Below are 16,341 nucleotides of genomic sequence, written 5' to 3'. Positions count from 1 at the left end.
ACCTCCCATGCCGTCGTCACCCAACATCAGCTTCGTGCTGCACGATGTCGCGCGCCTGCTTCGAAAGCGGTTCGAGCAGCGGTCGCGGGCGTCGGGGCTGACCCGCGCCCAGTGGCAGGCGCTGGCCTATCTGTCCCTGCATGAAGGCATCCACCAGAACAAGCTCGCCGATCTGATCGAGATCATGCCGATCACGCTCGCCCGGCTGCTCGACAAGATGGAAGCCCGCGGTTTCATCGAGCGCCGGCCCAATCCTGCCGATCGCAGAGCATGGCTGCTTTACCTGACGCCGGAAGCCCATCCGCTGCTCGAAATCATGCGCAGCAATGGCCAGAAGACGCGTGGCGAGGCCTTTGCCGGACTTTCCGCGGATGCCCAACTGCATCTGCTGCAAACCCTGTCCCTCATCAAATCCAATCTGCTCGAGGCTTGCACCCAGCCTGCCGTCGACCGGGAGAGAATGCATGGCTGAATCAAACTCACCCAAGAAGCCTGTCGAAGAAGACGGGCCTTCCGCCAACCGGACGAGCGACCAGATCATCCGGCTGGACAGCGAACGCGAACAAAGGCGAGCCAACACCGTCATCGGCGATGACGAGCTGGATGCACTGGTCGCCCTGGAGCCGGCGGCACTCGAGGCTCCGTCCAAAGAGCCGCGGCAAGCCACGGTCGCTGTAGCGCCGCCGGCGCCGGCAAAGCCGAAGCGCAGCCTGACGCGGCCGATCCTGTTTGCCCTGCTTCCGGTCGCGCTGGTCGTCGGCGGCTATTACTACGTCATCGGCGGCCAGGTCATGACGACAGACAATGCATACATCCAGGCGCAGTCGCTCGGCGTCTCCACCGATGTCTCCGGCACAGTGTCTGAGATCGACGTGCACGAGAACGAGGCGGTGAAGAAGGATCAGGTGCTTTTCCGGTTGCGGCCGGCCTCTTTCGAAACCGCTCTCGCCGCCGCCCAGGCCCAACTCGGGACGGTGCGCAACCAGGTGCTGACCTTGCTGGCGAGCTACCGGCAGTCGCAAGCGCTGATCGAGCAGGCGCAGGCCGATATTCCCTATTACGAGGCCGCTTTCCAGCGCCAGCAGGATCTGCTCAAGACCTCGACCTCCTCCAAGGCGACCTTCGACAGCGCCCAGCACGATCTCGTTGCCGCCCGCCAGAAAGTGTCCGTTGCCGAGGCGCAGGCGCAGGCGACGCTTGCCCAGCTTGGCGGCGACGCCAGCCAGCCCGTGGAGAAGAACCCGTTCTACCTTCAGGCCCAGTCGGCGGTCGACGACGCCCAGCGCAATCTTGCCGATTCCGTCGTCAAGGCGCCGTTCGACGGCATCGTCACCAATGTCGACGCGCTTCAGGTCGGCAAGTACCTGCCGGCTTCGCAGCCGGCGTTCAGCCTGGTCTCGGCGACCGACCTGTGGATCGCGGCGGAGCCGAAGGAAACGGAACTGACCTATGTGCGGCCGGGACAGACGGCGACGATCAGCGTCGACGCCTACCCGGGTGCCGTCTGGCACGGGACGGTCGCCTCGATCAGCCCGGCGTCGTCGTCGAGCTTCTCGCTGCTTCCCGCGCAGAACACCACCGGCAACTGGGTCAAGGTTGTCCAGCGCATTCCGCTGCGTGTGACGGTCGATGATCTCCAGGGCAAGCCGCCACTGCGCGGCGGAATGAGCGCCGTGGTCGGCATCGATACCGGCCATGCGCGCGGCCTGCCCGACTTCGTCACCGATCTCATCAACCGGTTCGGGCAAGAGTCATGACCGGCGCGTCCGCGACAGGTGGCGTGGTCGCCAATCGCGGCGCCATCACCGCCTGCGTGATCCTGGCGGTGATCATGCAGGCGCTGGACACGACCATCGCCAATGTGGCGCTTCCTTATATCCAGGGCAGCGTTTCGGCGAGCGCCGACCAGATCAACTGGGTGCTGACGTCCTATATCGTCGCGGCGGCCGTCATGACGCCGCCTTCGGGCTATCTTGCCAATCGTTTCGGCCGCAAGCGCATCCTGCTGATCTCCATCACCGGCTTCGTTGTCGCGTCGGTGCTGTGCGGCTTCGCTCAGTCGCTGCCGCAGATCGTCGGCTTCCGCCTGCTGCAAGGCCTGTTCGGCGCCGCCCTGGTGCCGCTGGCGCAGAGCATCCTGCTCGACATCTACAGCGTCGAAGAGCGCGGCTCGGCGATGGCGCTGTTCGGCGTTTCGGTGATGGTCGGGCCGGTGCTCGGGCCGGTCATCGGCGGCTGGCTGACCGAGAATGTCAGCTGGCGCTGGGTGTTCTACATCAACGTCCCGATCGGCGCGCTGGCTTTCGCCGGCGTGTCGATGTTCGTCCAGGAAACCAGGACGGACCTCAAGGCGAGGCTGGACTGGCTGGGCTTTGGCATGCTCAGCGTCACCATCGCATCGCTGCAGATGTTCCTCGATCGTGGCGAGCAGCTCAACTGGTTCTCGTCGTCCGAGATCATCGTCGAGGCGCTGATCTGCGCGTCGGCCTTCTACATCTTCCTCGTCCACACCTTCACCGCCCGCAACACGTTCGTGAATCCGAGGCTCTTCCTCGACCTAAACTTCGCCGTCGGGATGATCTTCATCTTCATCATCGGCATCACCTATCTGGCTTCGCTGGCCCTGATGACGCCCTATCTGCAAACGCTGATGGGCTATCCGGTGGTGACGGCCGGCATCGTCATGGGGCCGCGCGGTCTCGGCACCATGGCGTGCATGTTCCTGGTCGGCAGGCTGATCGGCAAGGTGGACACGCGTTGGCTGCTGTTGACCGGCCTGCTGGTCACGGCCTGGGCGATGTACGACATGACCGGCTGGACCCCTGATGTCTCGCAATGGACGATCATCAGCACCGGCTTCATCCAGGGCGCGGGGCTCGGCTTCCTGTTCGTTCCGCTGACCACCATCACCTTCGCCACGCTCGCGCCGGAGCGGCGCGCGGAAGGCACCGGCCTGTACAACCTGTCACGAAATATCGGCTCAAGCGTCGGCATCTCGGTGGTCACCGCGCTGTTGACGCAGAACGTGCAGATCAACCACGCCAACATCGCCACCTATGTGACGCCCTACAACCAGGCATTCGGCAATCCGGCGATCTTCCAGGCGATGAACCCCTACAGCGCCGCCGGCCGCGCCGCGCTCGACGGCGTGGTGACGCTGCAGGCCACGATCATCAGCTATATGAACGACTTCAAGCTGATGATGATCCTGTCGCTTGCCGCCATTCCGCTGGTCCTCTTGCTGCGCAAGCCGGCGACACCGGCCAAGATCGACCACAGCGCCGTCATGGAATGACGCGGCGCAAACCGGCCGGCCGATACGCCAGGGTAAGACACAGCCTGCCTGGTCAAGCGTAAATCAAAAAGAACCGGGGTCCTGTGAGGGACTACAGGACCCCGGCCGGTACGGCTTCCCCAGAAACATGGCACCTCGTCATGGGGCGGGGAGGCAGGTCCGAGAAAGCCCCAGCGGACCTGCCTTGATCCCCTTCGCCGGAAGCCGTTACTTCGGCAACAGCACCTTGTTGACGACATGGATGACGCCGTTCGACTGGTTGACGTCGGCGATCGTCACTTTGGCTTCGCCGCCTGACTCGTCCATGATGTAGAGCTTGCCGTTCTTGACTTCGGCGGTCAGCGTGTCGCCGGAAACGGTCTTCATCTCATATTTGCCGCCCATCGCCTTGGCCTTTTTCATCATATCGGCGCCGGAGATCTTGCCGGCCACGACATGCGCGGTCAGCACCTTGGTGAGCTGGCCCTTGTTCTCCGGCTTCAGCAGCGTGTCGACAGTGCCCTTGGGCAGGGCCGCAAACGCCTTGTTCGTCGGCGCAAAGACCGTAAATGGGCCCGCGCCCTGCAGCGTATCGACCAGGCCGGCGGCCTTGACCGCGGCGACCAGCGTGGTGTGGTCCTTCGAGTTGACGGCGTTCTCGACGATGTTCTTGGTGGTGTACATCGGCGCGCCGCCGACATTCGGGTTCTTGGCATAGGCGGGAGCGGCAATCGCCACGCTGGCGACAAGAGCGGAAATGGCGATGGTCCTGAATGACGGCAAGCGCATGTGTTCGTCCTCCGGGTGAGGGCTGATCGGAATTGATAGCCTTTGGAAACGCACACGCAGTCACGCCGCTCGCGGGGCGTTAGTTTCGCTGGTCACGGGAACGTGATGTCGGCTCCATTCAAGAAAAAAGCCCCGCGCGAAGCGGGGCTCTTTTGAATGCTGGAGAAAGCTCGGCGTCTTCTATTCCGCCGGTGACGGTTTCTTTCGGAACAGTGCGACCAGATTGTCCCACAGCTCGATCTTGGCGCCCTGGCGCTTCATGATCACGCCTTGCTGGAGGATCGACAGCGTGTTGTTCCAGGCCCAGTAGATAACCAAGCCGGCCGGGAAACCCGCCATCATGAAGGTGAAGATGACAGGCATCCAGGTGAAGATCGCGGCCTGCGTCGGATCCGGCGGCGTCGGGTTCATGCGCATCTGCAGGAACATGGTGACGCCCATGATCAGCGGCCAGACACCGATCATCAGCATGTGCGGCAAGGTGACCGGAACGAGGCCGAACAGATTGAAGATCGACGTCGGATCGGGTGCCGCCAGATCCTGGATCCAGCCGAAGAACGGCGCATGCCGCATCTCGATGGTGATGTAGAGCACCTTGTAGAGCGAGAAGAAGACCGGGATCTGCAGCGCCACCGGCCAGCAGCCGGCAAGCGGATTGATCTTCTCGGTCTTGTACAGCTCCATCATCGCCTGCTGCTGCTTCATCTTGTCGTCCGCGTATTTCTCGCGAATCTCGAGCATTTTCGGCTGCACCTTCTTCATGTTCGCCATCGACGCGTAGGACTTGTTGGCGAGCGGGAAGAAGATGGCCTTGACGATGACGGTGGTGGCGAGGATCGCCAGGCCGAAATTGCCGAAGAATTTGTAGAGCGTGTCGATCAGCCAGAACATCGGCTTGGTGATGAAGTGGAACCAGCCCCAGTCGATCAACAGGTCGAAGCGCTTGATGTGGCGGTCTTCCGCATAGGCGTTGATCTTGCCGACCTCCTTGGCGCCGGCGAAGATTTCGCTCTCCACCGTCGCCGACTGACCGGCAGCGACGGTGATCGGGTCGGTCAGGAAGTCGGACTGGTAGCGAGGGCGGCCGTCCTCGAAATAAGCGTAGCGCGGCTGGAACGGCTGCTTCTCGGTCGGCACCAGCGTCACCGCCCAGTATTTGTCGGTGATGCCAAGCCAGCCGTCGGTCGACTTGCCCGGCGTGAACTGCTTGTCCTTCTCGATGGACGCGTATTTGTGTTCCTGCAGGCCTTCGGTGCCGGTGAAGCCGATCAGGCCCTCATGCAGCACATAGGTGCTGGCAACGGCCGGCTTGTCGAAACGGGTGACGCGGCCGTAATTGGACAGCGAGACGGCAGTGGTGCCCGAATTCTGGACCGTGTCGGAGACCGTGAACATGTAGTTGGTGTCGACGGAAAAGGTGCGCTTGAAGGTCAGGCCCTTGTCGTTCGAATAGGTCAGCGTGACCGGGGTTGTCGGCGTCAGCGTCGCATTGCCGTCGACGGCCCACACGGTCTCCGGACCGGGCACCGCGCCGGTCTTGTCGTTGCCGACGAAGCCGATCTCGGCATAGTAGCCATTGGGCAGTGCCGCCGGGTTGAGCAGGCTGATCTCGGGCGAATTCTTGTCGACCGTCTCGGTGTAGTGCTTGAGCTTGAGGTCGTCGAGACGGGCGCCGGTCAGGTTGATCGAACCCTCGAGGCTTGGCGTATCGATCTTGACGCGCTTCGTCGCCGCCAGCGCCTGGTTGCGGTCGACCGCCGCAATCGCGTTGCTGCCGGGTGCATTCGGAATCGCGCCAGGTGCGGCGGGCGTTGCGGTATCGGCGCCGGGATTGGCGGCGTCGGCGGCCTTCTTCTGCTCCTCGACGCGCTGCTGTTCGACGCGGGCCGCCTCGCGCTGCTGCTCACTGCGCGGCAACACATAAAAATATTGCCATACCGCCAGGATCAGCACCGACAGCGCGATGGTGATGAAGAAGTTCCGGTTGTTTTCCATCGAAAGCCCTTGGCCTATCGTGTTCCGCGCATTCGGCGGGAGAGTTCGGCCTTCAACTGGCCGAACGGAATGGTAAGCACGTCTTCACGCCCGACGATGACATAGTCATTGCCAGGCGCCATGTCACTTGCCGCATGCGTACGGACAGCCTCCCGCAGCCGCCGCCGGACGCGGTTGCGGACAACCGCATTGCCGACCTTCTTGGTGACGGTGTAGCCGACGCGCGGCGACAGGCCGTCGCCGCGGTCGAGAACTTCAACGAGAAAAAGCCGCCCGCGTCGCTTTTCACCACGACGGACGGCCAGGAATTCCGCGCGCTTCAGGAGCCGCTTGGGATTTGGTCCCACTGGCTTGCCGGATGCGGGCAACGATCTCGTCTTCCGTTCAGGCGCTGAGCCGCTTGCGACCGCGGTTGCGGCGAGCTGCGACGACGCCGCGACCACCCTTGGTGGCCATGCGGGCACGAAAGCCGTGCCGACGTTTGCGGACGAGTTTAGACGGTTGGTAGGTACGCTTCATTTGTTTTAATACCGCGGGGTGCGGCCCTTCTTGATTCTGTCACTTTGTAACAGGAGCTTTGCCGGGCCGGCTTTGGCGCGATCGAAACCGCGCCGGGACGAATGGCCCGAGCGTGTGCGGGCTTATAGAAAGAAGGCTTTTGGAAGTCAATCCGGAGTCGTCGGGCGCAAGCCCGGCGCCGTTCAGGCCGTTTATGTTTCCGACCAAGGACGAAATTGGCAAAAAAGCCGTAATCGCCTAATCTGCGTTGATCAAGTGATTGTGAAGACATGGACCGTATGAGCGAAACCATACAAGCGCAGGAAGGGATCGGCACGGCAGCGCCAGCCATCGTGCGCACGGTGCCGCTGTCGCGCGGCCTGTCGACCAAGCTGCTGCTGCTCACCATTGTTTTCGTGCTGCTGGCCGAAGTGCTCATCTTCCTGCCCTGGATCGCCAGCTACCGGCTGAACTGGCTGAAGGAGCGGCTGAGCACGGCAGCGGCGGTGTCGATCGTGCTGGTGCAGGGTGAATCCACGTCGCTGTCACGTACGGCCCAGAACGACGTGCTGATGGCAATCGGCGCCAAGGCAATCGCGGTGCGCGACGGCGGCGTCTCGCGGCTGCTGGTGGTGGCCGAAATGCCGCCGAAGGTCGACGAACACATCGATATCGCCTCGATCGGCATGATCAAGGGCATGACCGGCGCGCTTGACACGCTGTTTTTCGGCGGCGACCGAATGCTGCGCGTTTTCGGCCCGGTCGGCGACTCGGACAAGGAGTTCGAGCTGATCATGCCCGACAACAGCCTGCGCAACGCGATGCTGCGATATTCCCGCAATGTCGCCTTTGTTTCACTGCTGATCTCGCTGTTCACCGCCATGCTGGTCTATGCCGCGATCGACCTGATCATGATCGGGCCGATCCGGACGATGACGCGCTCGATGCTGTCCTTCTCTGAAGCGCCCGACGATCCCGGGCGCATCATCCATCCGGCCGCCCGCGCCGACGAGATCGGCGTCGCCGAGCGCGAGCTGTCGCAGATGCAGGAGCGGCTGCAGAAGATGCTGTCCGAGCAGAAGCACCTTGCCGATCTCGGCCTTGCGGTCTCCAAGATCAACCATGACATGCGCAACATCCTGGCCTCGGCGCAGCTGATGTCGGACCGCTTGCGCCAGGTGAAGGACCCGACCGTGCAAGCCTTCGCGCCGAAACTGCTGCGCGCGCTCGACCGTGCCGTGTCCTATTCCGAAGGCGTGCTGGCCTATGGCCGCACCCAGGAGCCGCCACCGGCGCGCCGACGCTTGAGGCTGCGCCAGCTGGTCGAGGACGTGCACGGCCTGCTCGACATCGAGCAGGGCATCGAGTTCGTCAATTCCGTCGAGCCGGCCTTCGAGGTGGACGCCGATTCCGACCAGTTGTTCCGCGTGCTGACCAATCTGTGCCGCAACTCGGTGCAGGCGATGGCGGCCGACAGTGAAAGCGCCTTGGTGCGCCGCCTGGCGGTGTCGGCCGTGCGCCTGGGCAGCGTCAGCCGCATTGCCGTCAGCGACACCGGTCCCGGCCTGCCGCCGAAAGCGCGCGAAAACCTGTTCGCGGCCTTTCGCGGCTCGGCCCGCAGCGGCGGCACCGGCCTTGGGCTGGCGATCGCGCACGAATTGATCCGCGCGCATGGCGGCACGGTCGAACTGGTCGAGAGCATTGGCGGGCGCACCACATTCGCCGTTACCATCCCCGACCAGCCGGTCCGGCTCGACCAAGCCCGCAACGGCCTGCGCCGCCCGGCATGATGGTTCGGGCGCTGTTTTGCCCGACGCTCTTGCCTCCAAGGTTCCGTATTCTTCCGCTGCGTTCCAGGCCCGGCGCTTTCCCTCCCCCCGAACAGGGTCGACTTCCTGGTCGTCTCGAAGCACCGGAATCCGGCCCGCAGTCGCCGGCCTGGGCACTTGTGACAAAACTTTTGCCGGATCGGCTTGCTTTTCGGAAATTCAGTCGCTAGGGAACACGTCTCGTCGCGGCCGGTCGTTCATGATCGGATCGCGGGGTCATGGAAAGCATGGCCTGTTGCGCGCCCGTAGCTCAGCTGGATAGAGCACCAGACTACGAATCTGGGGGTCAGGAGTTCGAATCTCTTCGGGCGCGCCAAATTTCCGCCATTCCAGAACAAAACCGGGTACTGGGGTCGGCGTTCCGATTCCAAGCAGAAACTCGCCCGTCCTCGGCTGAACTTGTGACAATGACCCGAAGGCGACATTTGTCTGCACCGTCGGTAGGTCTCGTCAGGGTGGAAACCGGAAGTCGACGCAAACCCAACAGAGAGCTCGCCGGCTGTTCACAGCTGCTCTACGCGCTCAGTCCTCGGACAAAGCCGGCCAGAGAACTATCCTTCCAGAAGCGACGCGGGATCAAGGGGCGTCGCCTGGCCGGACGTGATGCGCAGGAGAGGGCGTCTTTGCAAGCGCGATGATCACGCCGGCACGCCGGCAATACCCAGCGCCTCGACGTAGCGCTCGGCGAACACCTTGTCCCGCCACGGGTTGATCTGCGTCTGCAGGCCGAGCGTGTAGGTCGGGAACGCCTCCATCAGCCGCCGCGCCGCCGCCTGCGCTTCGTCCGGCCGATTGAGTTTGACCAGCGCCATGATCACCACCCGGTGCGAGGAGCCGTAATTCGGCATCTCGCGCAGCGCTCGTTCTCCCCAAGCCAGCGCTTCCTCGTAGCGTTCGAGCATCAGGTAGCTCATCCCGATGCCGGAGAGCGCGATGCCCTTCTCGGGGTCGACCGGGCTCAGCCGCATTGCCCTGTGGAAGTGCTCGATCGCGACGAGGGAGCGGCCGGAATGGGCGTTCACCCAGCCGCTGCCCGTATAGCCCTGCGCCGAATTGGGGTTGAGGAGCAGGGACCGTTCGATCGTGTGCAGCGCCGTCTCGTAATCCTTGGCGCTGTAGGCGATCACCTGCGCGGCAAAACGCAAGCTTGTCGGGTCGTCTCGCGCGTCCGCCAATACCTCGCGGGCCATGCGCACGGCGACGCGGATATCGTCGGGCTCGTGCCAGCACTGACTCACGGACAGGCTGCGGATATAGGCACCAAGTGCCTTCGCCAAGGTGAAGCCTGGGTCGATGCTGAGCGCCTCGTTGGTGAGCCGGCGCACGTCGGCGAAGCCTTCGCGCGTCATGCTATAGAAGCGCGCAGCGCACGAAGGTAGAGGTCGTAGGCACCGATGTAGTCGGTAGGCTTCATGCGCGCCTGCTTGATCTCCTCCAGCCGGATGCTCGGCTCGACCGCACCGACGACGCTCTCGGTCACCTTGTCCTGCAGGTCGAAGATGTCGCTCACGTCGCCCTCGAAGCGGTCGGTCCAGACATGGTGCCCACTGATCGCGTCCACCAGCTGCCCGCTGATACGCACCCGCGATCCTGCTCTGCGGATGCTACCTTCGAGCACGTAGCGGACGCCCAGCTCGCGCCCGACCTGGCGCAGGTCCACCGCTCGGCCCTTGTAGGTGAAGGACGAGTTGCGGGCGATCACGAAGAAGGAGTTCACCCGGCTCAATCCCGTGATGATGTCCTCCACCAGTCCGTCGGCGAAGTATTCCTGGTCGGGGTCGCCGCTCATGTTGGTGAAAGGCAGAACCGCGATCGAGGGTTTCGCGGGCAGGGGAGGCGGTGCAGCCACCGAGGCTGTGGCGTCGGTCTCGACGCGATAGGCGCGCACAGGCCGCTCGATGTTCTTGAGGCGCAGTTCGCCGAGCGGCGTGAAGCCGCAGTCGAGCTTGCCCTGAAGGTGGTCGTAGGCGGTGCCCGAGACGACCACGGCCCCTGGATCGGCGATGTTTTCGAGGCGGGCGGCGATGTTGACACCGTCGCCGTAGATGTCGCCGTCCTCCTCGCAGACCACGTCGCCGAGATTGACGCCGATGCGGAAGCGAATCCGCTCCTCCTCGGGCGTCTCCGCCTCGTGTTCTGCCAAAGCCTGCTGGATCGCCATCGCCGAGGTCACCGCGTTGACGACGCTCGCGAACTCGCACAGCATGCCGTCGCCGGTGAGCTTGACGATCCGGCCCTGATGCTCGGAGACCAGCGGTTCGAGGAGGTCCTTGCGGTATGTCTTGAGCCGCTCGAGCGTGCCGCGCTCGTCGCGCTCCATCAGGCGCGAATAGCCGACCACGTCGCAAGCCAGGATCGCTGCGAGGCGGCGCTGCGCGGTCATTGCACCGCCCTGCCAGGCGCGTGCACGCGGACTGCCTCGCGCCCATGCCCCGCCAACTTCCAGACGCCCAACATGCATGGCATCCATCTCTCCCAGCTGCCGCCCGTCGCCGATTCAGAACGGAGAACGCAGCTTGACCTTGTCTTCACGAGATTTCGCTATCCCGCTTGCGACGCGTGGAGCGATCCAGTCGTCGCGCTAACAGCCAACCGGCGACACGCCCACGCAGCCTCTGGGAACGCTGACACGCCAGTCCCAGAAGGCCGGAGATATTTGCTGCCGTTGGTAACCGGTTGACGCCACCGTGGCGGTGCTTTTGTCGCCGCGATGTAACAGCGAGATACACTACGAACGCGCGCATCGGGCATCACACCAGACGTTCACGCTTGGAGGTGCTGAGGCCGGAAACTGGAGCTCCTTGCCCCTTGATATTGACGAAGGAAATGGCAAGTTTCCATCCAAAGCGGACCGCGGCTACAGAAATTAGATAGCGTAAACGATGACATACGAGTGCCCAGTTCATCCTGTCGGGCGCGCCAGAACCATCCATAGGCTATGGTTCGTTGATTGCGGCCGCTGCTGTCCACTCGCCGGACAGGCGGAAACCAGCGGAGCCTAGTTTGACCATATCCCCTACCAGCATCCGCCGCGCACTCATCACCGGGGCCGGTGCGGCCGACGGCATCGGCTTTGCCATTGCCCGGCAGCTTGGCCACGCCGGCCATGCCGTCTTCCTCACCGGTGCCAGCGCGCGTGTACTCGATCGCGCCGTTGAGCTTTGTGCCGAAGGCATCGATGCCAAAGCCGTGGTCGCCAATCTCACCATCGCAGCCGATGTCGCGCGGCTGCGGGCGGATGTCGGCGCGGTCGATATACTGGTCAACAATGCCGGCATGGGCTCGCTGGCATCGCCATCGGTCGACAAGGCGTTCCTCGCCATGACCGAGGCCGACTGGGATCGGGGGATCGACGTCAGCCTGAAGACGGCATTCCTCGTTACGAAGGCGTTTCTGCCGGCGATGATCGAAGCGGGCTACGGGCGCATCGTCAATGTGGCGTCGGTCACCGGACCGCTGGTGTCCTTCGAAGGCACATCAGCCTATTCCGCCGCCAAGGCCGGCATGGTCGGCCTGACGCGCACGCTGGCGCTCGAAGTGGCGAAAAGCGGCATCACGGCCAACGCCGTGGCCCCCGGCTGGATCGAAACGGGGGCGACGAGCGAGATGGAGCGGCAGGCCGCCCTGCATACGCCGCCGGCGCGGGCCGGGCGGCCGGACGAGGTGGCCGCGGCGGTGGTGTTCCTGGTCTCGGAAGGCGCCAGCTATGTCAACGGCGCCCTGCTGGTGGTCGACGGCGGCAACAGCCTTCAGGAGCGCAAGGGCTGAAGGCTCAGTTGGCGTTTGTCGTCGGTTCAGTCGGCGGGCACGCCTCGCCCAAACTCCTCGCCCCTCAGGACGCGTTGGCGAGGAAATTCCGATAGTCCGACTTGGCCTGCAGCAGGCGCAAAACATTGTCACGCGATCCCCGCACATGGGCACGCGCCAGCGTGCCGGCACGGCTGGCATCGCCGGCACAGATGGCGTCGACGATTTCGGCATGCTCGTCGCGGGCGATCTTCCATTCGTCCAGCCAGAGCAGCTCGGTCCACACATAATGCTGGCACTTGTCGAGGATGCCGCACTGCATGCCATGCAGCATGACATTGCCGCTGATCTCAGCGATGACGCGGTGCAGGTCGATGCCGACTTCCAGCTCCTGGAATTTTTCCCTGGCGGTACGCTCCGGAATGGCGGCCAGCCGCTCGCATTCGGCCAGCATGGCGCGCAGCCGTGCCTTGTCATGGTCCGTCGCCGCCGCTGCCACCAGTTCCGTCGCATGGCCGTCGAGCAGCTCGCGGATCTCGAAGGCCTCGCGGAACATGTTGATGTCGAACTCGGTGACGACATAGCCCTGGCGCGGCCGGCCGGTGACCAGGCCGTCGCGCTCGAGGCGGTTGAAGGCCTCGCGCACCGGGGTGCTGACAGTCAGCTTCGCGGCGATGTCGTTTTCGGTGACGCGCGAGCCCGGCGGAATCTGGCCGGTCACAATCATCATCGCCTTGAGCGCGGAGTAGACCGAGTCGCGCAGCGCATTTTTGGTTTGCTTGGCCCCAGATTGGTTTCCAGGTTCGCGCTTAGCCAGTTGTCGTCCCATTTGTAGTCGTAGCCCGTCTGATTTGCCACGCCCAGGGCGGCACCATCCCAAAGACTCGCCCGGCCCGAAATAGATCGTGCCGGTGGTGCACTGCACCGGTATCGGCTTCAGAACGTGTCCCCGGGGTATTGACGATGAAATAAAATGCGGATTTGATAATACGTGGATACAAAAATACTTTTAGGTGCCCCATGTCAGCGGCCTTTCCGGCAGAGCCACAGATGTCCGCCACTGCTGAGGAAGAGGCGTACAGGCACGTTCAGAGAGCCCTTCGCCTCGGCCGCTACAAACCCGGCGACAGGCTTATTCCGGAGGAGATTGCCGCCGAGATCGGCATGAGTCGCATGCCGGTGCGGGAAGCCTTTCGGCGCCTGGCCTCCGACGGGCTGGTGGTTCTGCGGCCCAATCGTGGATGCGTGGTCGCAGGCCTGACGGTCGATGAGCTTTACGAGATTTTCGAAATTCGCTCGGTTCTGGAGGGACTGGCCGTAAGGCTCGCGATGCCCCGGACCGATGAGGAGGAGTTCGAGGACCTCGAGCGCCTGCTCGAGCGCATGGAACGCGCGGGCCAGAGCGGCAGCAGCGACTGGGTGGTCCGCCACCAGGAATTCCATGGCCGTATCTGTGCGCTAAGCCGGAGGCCCAAGCTTATTCACCAGATATCGGCGCTGCATGTGGTGATAGAGCCCTACATGCGCATCTGGTTCGACGACTGTGACAAGCCGCATTCTGCGCGCGAGGAGCATGCCGCCGTGATCGCGGCCTTGCGTTCAGGCGACGAACTTCACGCGGAAAAGGTGATGCAGGATCATATTCTCAGCACAGCACCGATGCTGGCCGAGTTCGTGAGTCCGAGCCGGTGACGAACGCCGGCCGGACAAGAATGGCCTCGAACCGGCAATGCGGCCGGACGTAGGAACAGATCGATCAGCCTATCAAAAAAGGGGAACCACATGAAAGTTTGTCGTTTGGCCGCAGTTGCGGCCGCACTCAGCATGTTCGGCTTCATGCACACCGCATTGGCCGAGGACGCGCCCAAGGCCATAACCATCGCCACGGAGGGCGCCTACGCTCCGTGGAACTTCACCAATGCAGACGGCAAGCTCGACGGACTGGAGATCGAACTCGCCAACAATCTTTGCGAGCGGATGAAGGTCAAATGCACCATCATCGCTCAGGACTGGGACGGACTTATTCCTTCGCTGAAGGTAGGCAAGTTCGATGTGATCATGGCCAGCATGTTCATCACGCCGAAACGCCTCGAGACCATCGACTTCACCCAGCCTTATGCGATCGACCCGGGCGGGTTCGCAGCCGCCAAGGATAGCGATCTGGGGAAGCTCGGCGCTTCGACCGAGAAATTCAAACTGGACGATGAGGCTGCTTCCAAGGCCGCGGTCGACAAGTTGAAGCCCTTGCTGAAGGGCAAGGTAGTCGGTGTCCAGGCGGCCACGGCCATGCTCGAATTCCTCAAGAAATACTTCGGCGACACGGTGGAGATTCGCGAATACAAGACGACCGAGCAGCACGATCTCGATCTGGCCGCGGGCCGCATCGATGCAATATTCGCTCAGAAGACAGCGCTCGCCGCGACGCTCGCAAAACCCGAATTCTCGGGCTTCACGGTTGCAGGTCCGGGCTTTGTCGGCGGCTTGTTCGGCGCCGGAACGGGTGCGGGACTCAGGAAGGAAGACGCCAAGCTCAAGGAAATGCTAAACGACGCGATCAGCGCCGCCATTGCCGACGGGACCATTAAACGCATCTCGGAAAAATGGGTGAAAACGGACGTGACACCGGTCAAGTAGCCATGTTGTGTGTTCTGTCGGGCCGGTTGGTATCAACCGATCGGCCGGGTGCCGTGCTGAAAGATCAGGTTTCACATGACGGACACACTCCATATCCTTTCCGTGGGAAAGGGCGGCTGGGGCGGAGCCCTGCTGCTGGCAGCTGGCGTGACATTTGCGCTGTCAGTCCTCGGCTTCCTGCTCGGCGCTCTCTTCGGCGCGGTTGCAGCAGGAGGCCGGCTCTCCACGAGAGCTTTGCCGTCATGGGTCGCCAAGGGCTATGGCACGGTGTTCAGGGGTGTGCCCGATCTATTGACGATCTACCTGCTTTACTATGGCGGCAGCATAGCATTGACTGAGATCGGCAAATTCTTCGGCAGCGCAGGCTTCGTCGGGCTGCCGACATTTGCGACTGGCGTCCTGGCGATCGGCATCATTTCGGGCGCCTATCAAGCCGAGGTCTATCGCGGAGCGTATCTCGCCGTCGATCTCGGCCAGTTTGAGGCTAGCAAGGCGCTCGGCTTGTCCCGGTTCCAATCGCTGCGCCTCGTCATCGTGCCTCAACTGATGCGGCACGCGCTGCCGGGTCTCGGAAATGTCTGGCAGCTTGTGCTCAAGGACTCGGCCTTGATCTCCGTGATCGGCTTGGTGGAATTGATGCGGCAATCACAGATCGGCGCAGGATCGATGCGGGAGCCCTTCGTCTTCTATATAGCAGCCGCGACGCTGTATTTCCTCATCGCTACCGTGACCGGATCGGTCTTCCGCTACGGCGAGGCACGGGCGTGGCGAGGCATGGTCCACGCATGATCGACTTCGCCTTCTTTGTAGAGATCATTCCCACCCTTCTCTCCGGCTTGCCGTTAACCTTGCAACTTGCGGGGTTGTCGATCGGAATAGGCTTTGCCTTGGCCCTGTTGCTCGCACTGGCGCAGCAGGGAAACCATCGGATGCTGGTCTGGCCCATACGCTCCTTCGTTGCCGTCTTTCGCGGCACGCCATTGCTCGTCCAGATATTCCTCATCTATTACGGCCTCGGCCAGTTCCGCCCCACACTTCAGGCAGTTGGGCTCTGGTGGCTGTTTCGCGAGCCCTATTGGTGCGCCATCATCGCGCTCAGTCTCAATACCGCCGCCTATGGCAGCGAAATCCTGCGGGGTGCGATACAGGGTGTGCCGCGCGGCCTTGTCGAGGCGGCCTCTGCCTTCGGCATGACACGGCTCCAGACCCTGCGCCTCGTCGTTCTGCCTTTGGCGCTGCGCCAAGCCATACCGAGCTACAGCAACGAGATCATCCTCATGGTAAAGGGCACGTCGCTTGCATCGATCGTCACCCTGATGGAAGTGACGGGCATCGCCCAGGGGCTCATTTCGCAGACCTATCGCGCCGTAGAGGTTTTCGTGGCCGCGGGCGCGATCTATCTCACAATCAATTTCACGATCATCTCGGCACTGAACACGCTGGAAACCTGGCTAACGCCCTATCGGGTCCGAGCCTGATACGCGTCTGGCATAACGAGTAGAATTGGCAAAATGCGCAGTGTCGAGAAGTCGAAGCGATCCGTTGCAGTATCGTGTTACGCCATGGCGGCAATGT

The 16,341-nt window shown here is 62.9% G+C and carries 16 protein-coding genes and 1 tRNA gene; 10 read left to right on the top strand and 7 right to left on the bottom strand.

Annotation, left to right across the window (positions count from 1 at the left end; translation table 11 throughout):
• Positions 1-7: 7 nt before the first annotated feature.
• From ASD99_RS00310 to ASD99_RS00300, 3 genes are read left to right on the top strand one after another with little or no spacing between them, the layout of a single operon-like run.
• A complete protein-coding gene (locus ASD99_RS00310; RefSeq protein WP_057142394.1) occupies positions 8-472 on the top strand; it encodes a MarR family winged helix-turn-helix transcriptional regulator in 465 nt (154 codons plus the stop codon).
• The gene (locus tag ASD99_RS00305) at positions 465-1,757 is read left to right on the top strand and encodes an HlyD family secretion protein (RefSeq protein ID WP_082583099.1); all 1,293 of its coding nucleotides are present in this window, start codon (positions 465-467) and stop codon (positions 1,755-1,757) included. The genes ASD99_RS00310 and ASD99_RS00305 overlap by 8 nt, the downstream gene beginning before the upstream one ends.
• Positions 1,754-3,295: a DHA2 family efflux MFS transporter permease subunit gene (locus ASD99_RS00300; RefSeq protein ID WP_057142393.1), complete on the top strand. Its 1,542-nt coding sequence runs from the start codon at positions 1,754-1,756 to the stop codon at positions 3,293-3,295. Before ASD99_RS00305 ends, ASD99_RS00300 begins: the two co-directional genes overlap by 4 nt.
• A gap of 207 nt (positions 3,296-3,502) precedes the next feature.
• Here ASD99_RS00300 and ASD99_RS00295 read toward each other — a convergent pair whose 3' ends face one another.
• The 4 genes from ASD99_RS00295 to rpmH all read right to left on the bottom strand — a co-directional run bounded on the left by ASD99_RS00295 (position 3,503) and on the right by rpmH (position 6,577).
• Positions 3,503-4,063 carry a fasciclin domain-containing protein gene (locus ASD99_RS00295; protein ID WP_056592780.1) on the bottom strand — a complete coding sequence of 187 codons (561 nt, stop codon included), beginning with the start codon at positions 4,061-4,063 and terminating at the stop codon, positions 3,503-3,505.
• A 180-nt stretch (positions 4,064-4,243) separates the two neighbouring features.
• Positions 4,244-6,058 carry a membrane protein insertase YidC gene (gene yidC / locus ASD99_RS00290; protein ID WP_056592777.1) on the bottom strand — a complete coding sequence of 605 codons (1,815 nt, stop codon included), beginning with the start codon at positions 6,056-6,058 and terminating at the stop codon, positions 4,244-4,246.
• 14 nt (positions 6,059-6,072) lie between these two features.
• A complete protein-coding gene (gene rnpA / locus ASD99_RS00285) occupies positions 6,073-6,426 on the bottom strand; it encodes a ribonuclease P protein component (RefSeq protein ID WP_056592775.1) in 354 nt (117 codons plus the stop codon).
• A gap of 16 nt (positions 6,427-6,442) precedes the next feature.
• On the bottom strand, positions 6,443-6,577 hold the full coding sequence (gene rpmH / locus ASD99_RS31650) for a 50S ribosomal protein L34 (protein WP_008833937.1): 135 nt from the start codon (positions 6,575-6,577) through the stop codon (positions 6,443-6,445).
• Between the two features lie 278 nt (positions 6,578-6,855).
• Between rpmH and ASD99_RS00280 the strand changes: the two genes are divergently transcribed.
• Both ASD99_RS00280 and ASD99_RS00275 read left to right on the top strand, forming a co-directional pair.
• On the top strand, positions 6,856-8,346 hold the full coding sequence (locus tag ASD99_RS00280; RefSeq protein ID WP_057142655.1) for an ATP-binding protein: 1,491 nt from the start codon (positions 6,856-6,858) through the stop codon (positions 8,344-8,346).
• Positions 8,347-8,624: 278 nt separating this feature from the next.
• Positions 8,625-8,701 (top strand) — tRNA-Arg (locus ASD99_RS00275).
• Between the two features lie 322 nt (positions 8,702-9,023).
• Here the strand turns inward: ASD99_RS00275 and ASD99_RS34475 are convergent.
• Together ASD99_RS34475 and ASD99_RS34470 are read right to left on the bottom strand one after the other, a co-directional pair.
• Entirely contained in the window at positions 9,024-9,734 is a 711-nt protein-coding gene (locus ASD99_RS34475; protein ID WP_244497566.1) for a tetratricopeptide repeat protein, read from the bottom strand.
• Positions 9,731-10,768, bottom strand: a complete 1,038-nt coding sequence (locus ASD99_RS34470; protein ID WP_244497565.1) for an adenylate/guanylate cyclase domain-containing protein — start codon at positions 10,766-10,768, stop codon at positions 9,731-9,733. Before ASD99_RS34470 ends, ASD99_RS34475 begins: the two co-directional genes overlap by 4 nt.
• A 620-nt stretch (positions 10,769-11,388) precedes the next feature.
• On the opposite strand from ASD99_RS34470, the gene ASD99_RS00265 reads away from it, so the two are divergent.
• A complete protein-coding gene (locus ASD99_RS00265; RefSeq protein WP_244497563.1) occupies positions 11,389-12,153 on the top strand; it encodes an SDR family NAD(P)-dependent oxidoreductase in 765 nt (254 codons plus the stop codon).
• A 64-nt stretch (positions 12,154-12,217) separates the two neighbouring features.
• On the opposite strand, the gene ASD99_RS00260 is transcribed toward ASD99_RS00265, so the two are convergent.
• Positions 12,218-12,859 (bottom strand): GntR family transcriptional regulator, encoded by a 642-nt coding sequence (locus ASD99_RS00260; RefSeq protein WP_244497596.1) that lies wholly within the window; start codon positions 12,857-12,859, stop codon positions 12,218-12,220.
• A 323-nt stretch (positions 12,860-13,182) separates the two neighbouring features.
• Here ASD99_RS00260 and ASD99_RS00255 point away from each other — a divergent pair, with 323 nt between their 5' ends.
• The 4 genes from ASD99_RS00255 to ASD99_RS00240 all read left to right on the top strand — a co-directional run bounded on the left by ASD99_RS00255 (position 13,183) and on the right by ASD99_RS00240 (position 16,244).
• Complete coding sequence (locus ASD99_RS00255) at positions 13,183-13,824, top strand: GntR family transcriptional regulator (RefSeq protein WP_244482967.1); 642 nt, start codon at positions 13,183-13,185, stop codon at positions 13,822-13,824.
• A gap of 90 nt (positions 13,825-13,914) precedes the next feature.
• A complete protein-coding gene (locus tag ASD99_RS00250; protein WP_056592765.1) occupies positions 13,915-14,766 on the top strand; it encodes a transporter substrate-binding domain-containing protein in 852 nt (283 codons plus the stop codon).
• Positions 14,767-14,841: 75 nt separating this feature from the next.
• Positions 14,842-15,555: an ABC transporter permease gene (locus ASD99_RS00245; RefSeq protein ID WP_056592763.1), complete on the top strand. Its 714-nt coding sequence runs from the start codon at positions 14,842-14,844 to the stop codon at positions 15,553-15,555.
• The gene (locus tag ASD99_RS00240) at positions 15,552-16,244 is read left to right on the top strand and encodes an ABC transporter permease (RefSeq protein WP_056592760.1); all 693 of its coding nucleotides are present in this window, start codon (positions 15,552-15,554) and stop codon (positions 16,242-16,244) included. The genes ASD99_RS00245 and ASD99_RS00240 overlap by 4 nt, the downstream gene beginning before the upstream one ends.
• The last annotated feature ends 97 nt before the right edge of the window (positions 16,245-16,341 follow it).

The organism is Mesorhizobium sp. Root695 (genome assembly GCF_001428185.1).
Taxonomy (GTDB): domain Bacteria; phylum Pseudomonadota; class Alphaproteobacteria; order Rhizobiales; family Rhizobiaceae; genus Mesorhizobium.
The sequence above is the reverse complement of the archived record's forward strand: the minus strand, read 5'-3'. Positions and strand labels throughout refer to the sequence as shown.

What these genes read in the sequence shown, in the direction of transcription:
- ASD99_RS00310 (WP_057142394.1), top strand. Translation starts at nt 8, where the DNA reads ATGCCGTCGTCACCCAACATCAGCTTCGTGCTGCACGATGTCGCGCGC.
- ASD99_RS00305 (WP_082583099.1), top strand. Translation starts at nt 465, where the DNA reads ATGGCTGAATCAAACTCACCCAAGAAGCCTGTCGAAGAAGACGGGCCT.
- ASD99_RS00300 (WP_057142393.1), top strand. Translation starts at nt 1,754, where the DNA reads ATGACCGGCGCGTCCGCGACAGGTGGCGTGGTCGCCAATCGCGGCGCC.
- ASD99_RS00295 (WP_056592780.1), bottom strand. Translation starts at nt 4,063, where the DNA reads ATGCGCTTGCCGTCATTCAGGACCATCGCCATTTCCGCTCTTGTCGCC.
- yidC (WP_056592777.1), bottom strand. Translation starts at nt 6,058, where the DNA reads ATGGAAAACAACCGGAACTTCTTCATCACCATCGCGCTGTCGGTGCTG.
- rpmH (WP_008833937.1), bottom strand. Translation starts at nt 6,577, where the DNA reads ATGAAGCGTACCTACCAACCGTCTAAACTCGTCCGCAAACGTCGGCAC.
- ASD99_RS00280 (WP_057142655.1), top strand. Translation starts at nt 6,856, where the DNA reads ATGAGCGAAACCATACAAGCGCAGGAAGGGATCGGCACGGCAGCGCCA.
- ASD99_RS34475 (WP_244497566.1), bottom strand. Translation starts at nt 9,734, where the DNA reads ATGACGCGCGAAGGCTTCGCCGACGTGCGCCGGCTCACCAACGAGGCG.
- ASD99_RS34470 (WP_244497565.1), bottom strand. Translation starts at nt 10,768, where the DNA reads ATGACCGCGCAGCGCCGCCTCGCAGCGATCCTGGCTTGCGACGTGGTC.
- ASD99_RS00260 (WP_244497596.1), bottom strand. Translation starts at nt 12,859, where the DNA reads ATGATTGTGACCGGCCAGATTCCGCCGGGCTCGCGCGTCACCGAAAAC.
- ASD99_RS00255 (WP_244482967.1), top strand. Translation starts at nt 13,183, where the DNA reads ATGTCCGCCACTGCTGAGGAAGAGGCGTACAGGCACGTTCAGAGAGCC.
- ASD99_RS00250 (WP_056592765.1), top strand. Translation starts at nt 13,915, where the DNA reads ATGAAAGTTTGTCGTTTGGCCGCAGTTGCGGCCGCACTCAGCATGTTC.
- ASD99_RS00245 (WP_056592763.1), top strand. Translation starts at nt 14,842, where the DNA reads ATGACGGACACACTCCATATCCTTTCCGTGGGAAAGGGCGGCTGGGGC.
- ASD99_RS00240 (WP_056592760.1), top strand. Translation starts at nt 15,552, where the DNA reads ATGATCGACTTCGCCTTCTTTGTAGAGATCATTCCCACCCTTCTCTCC.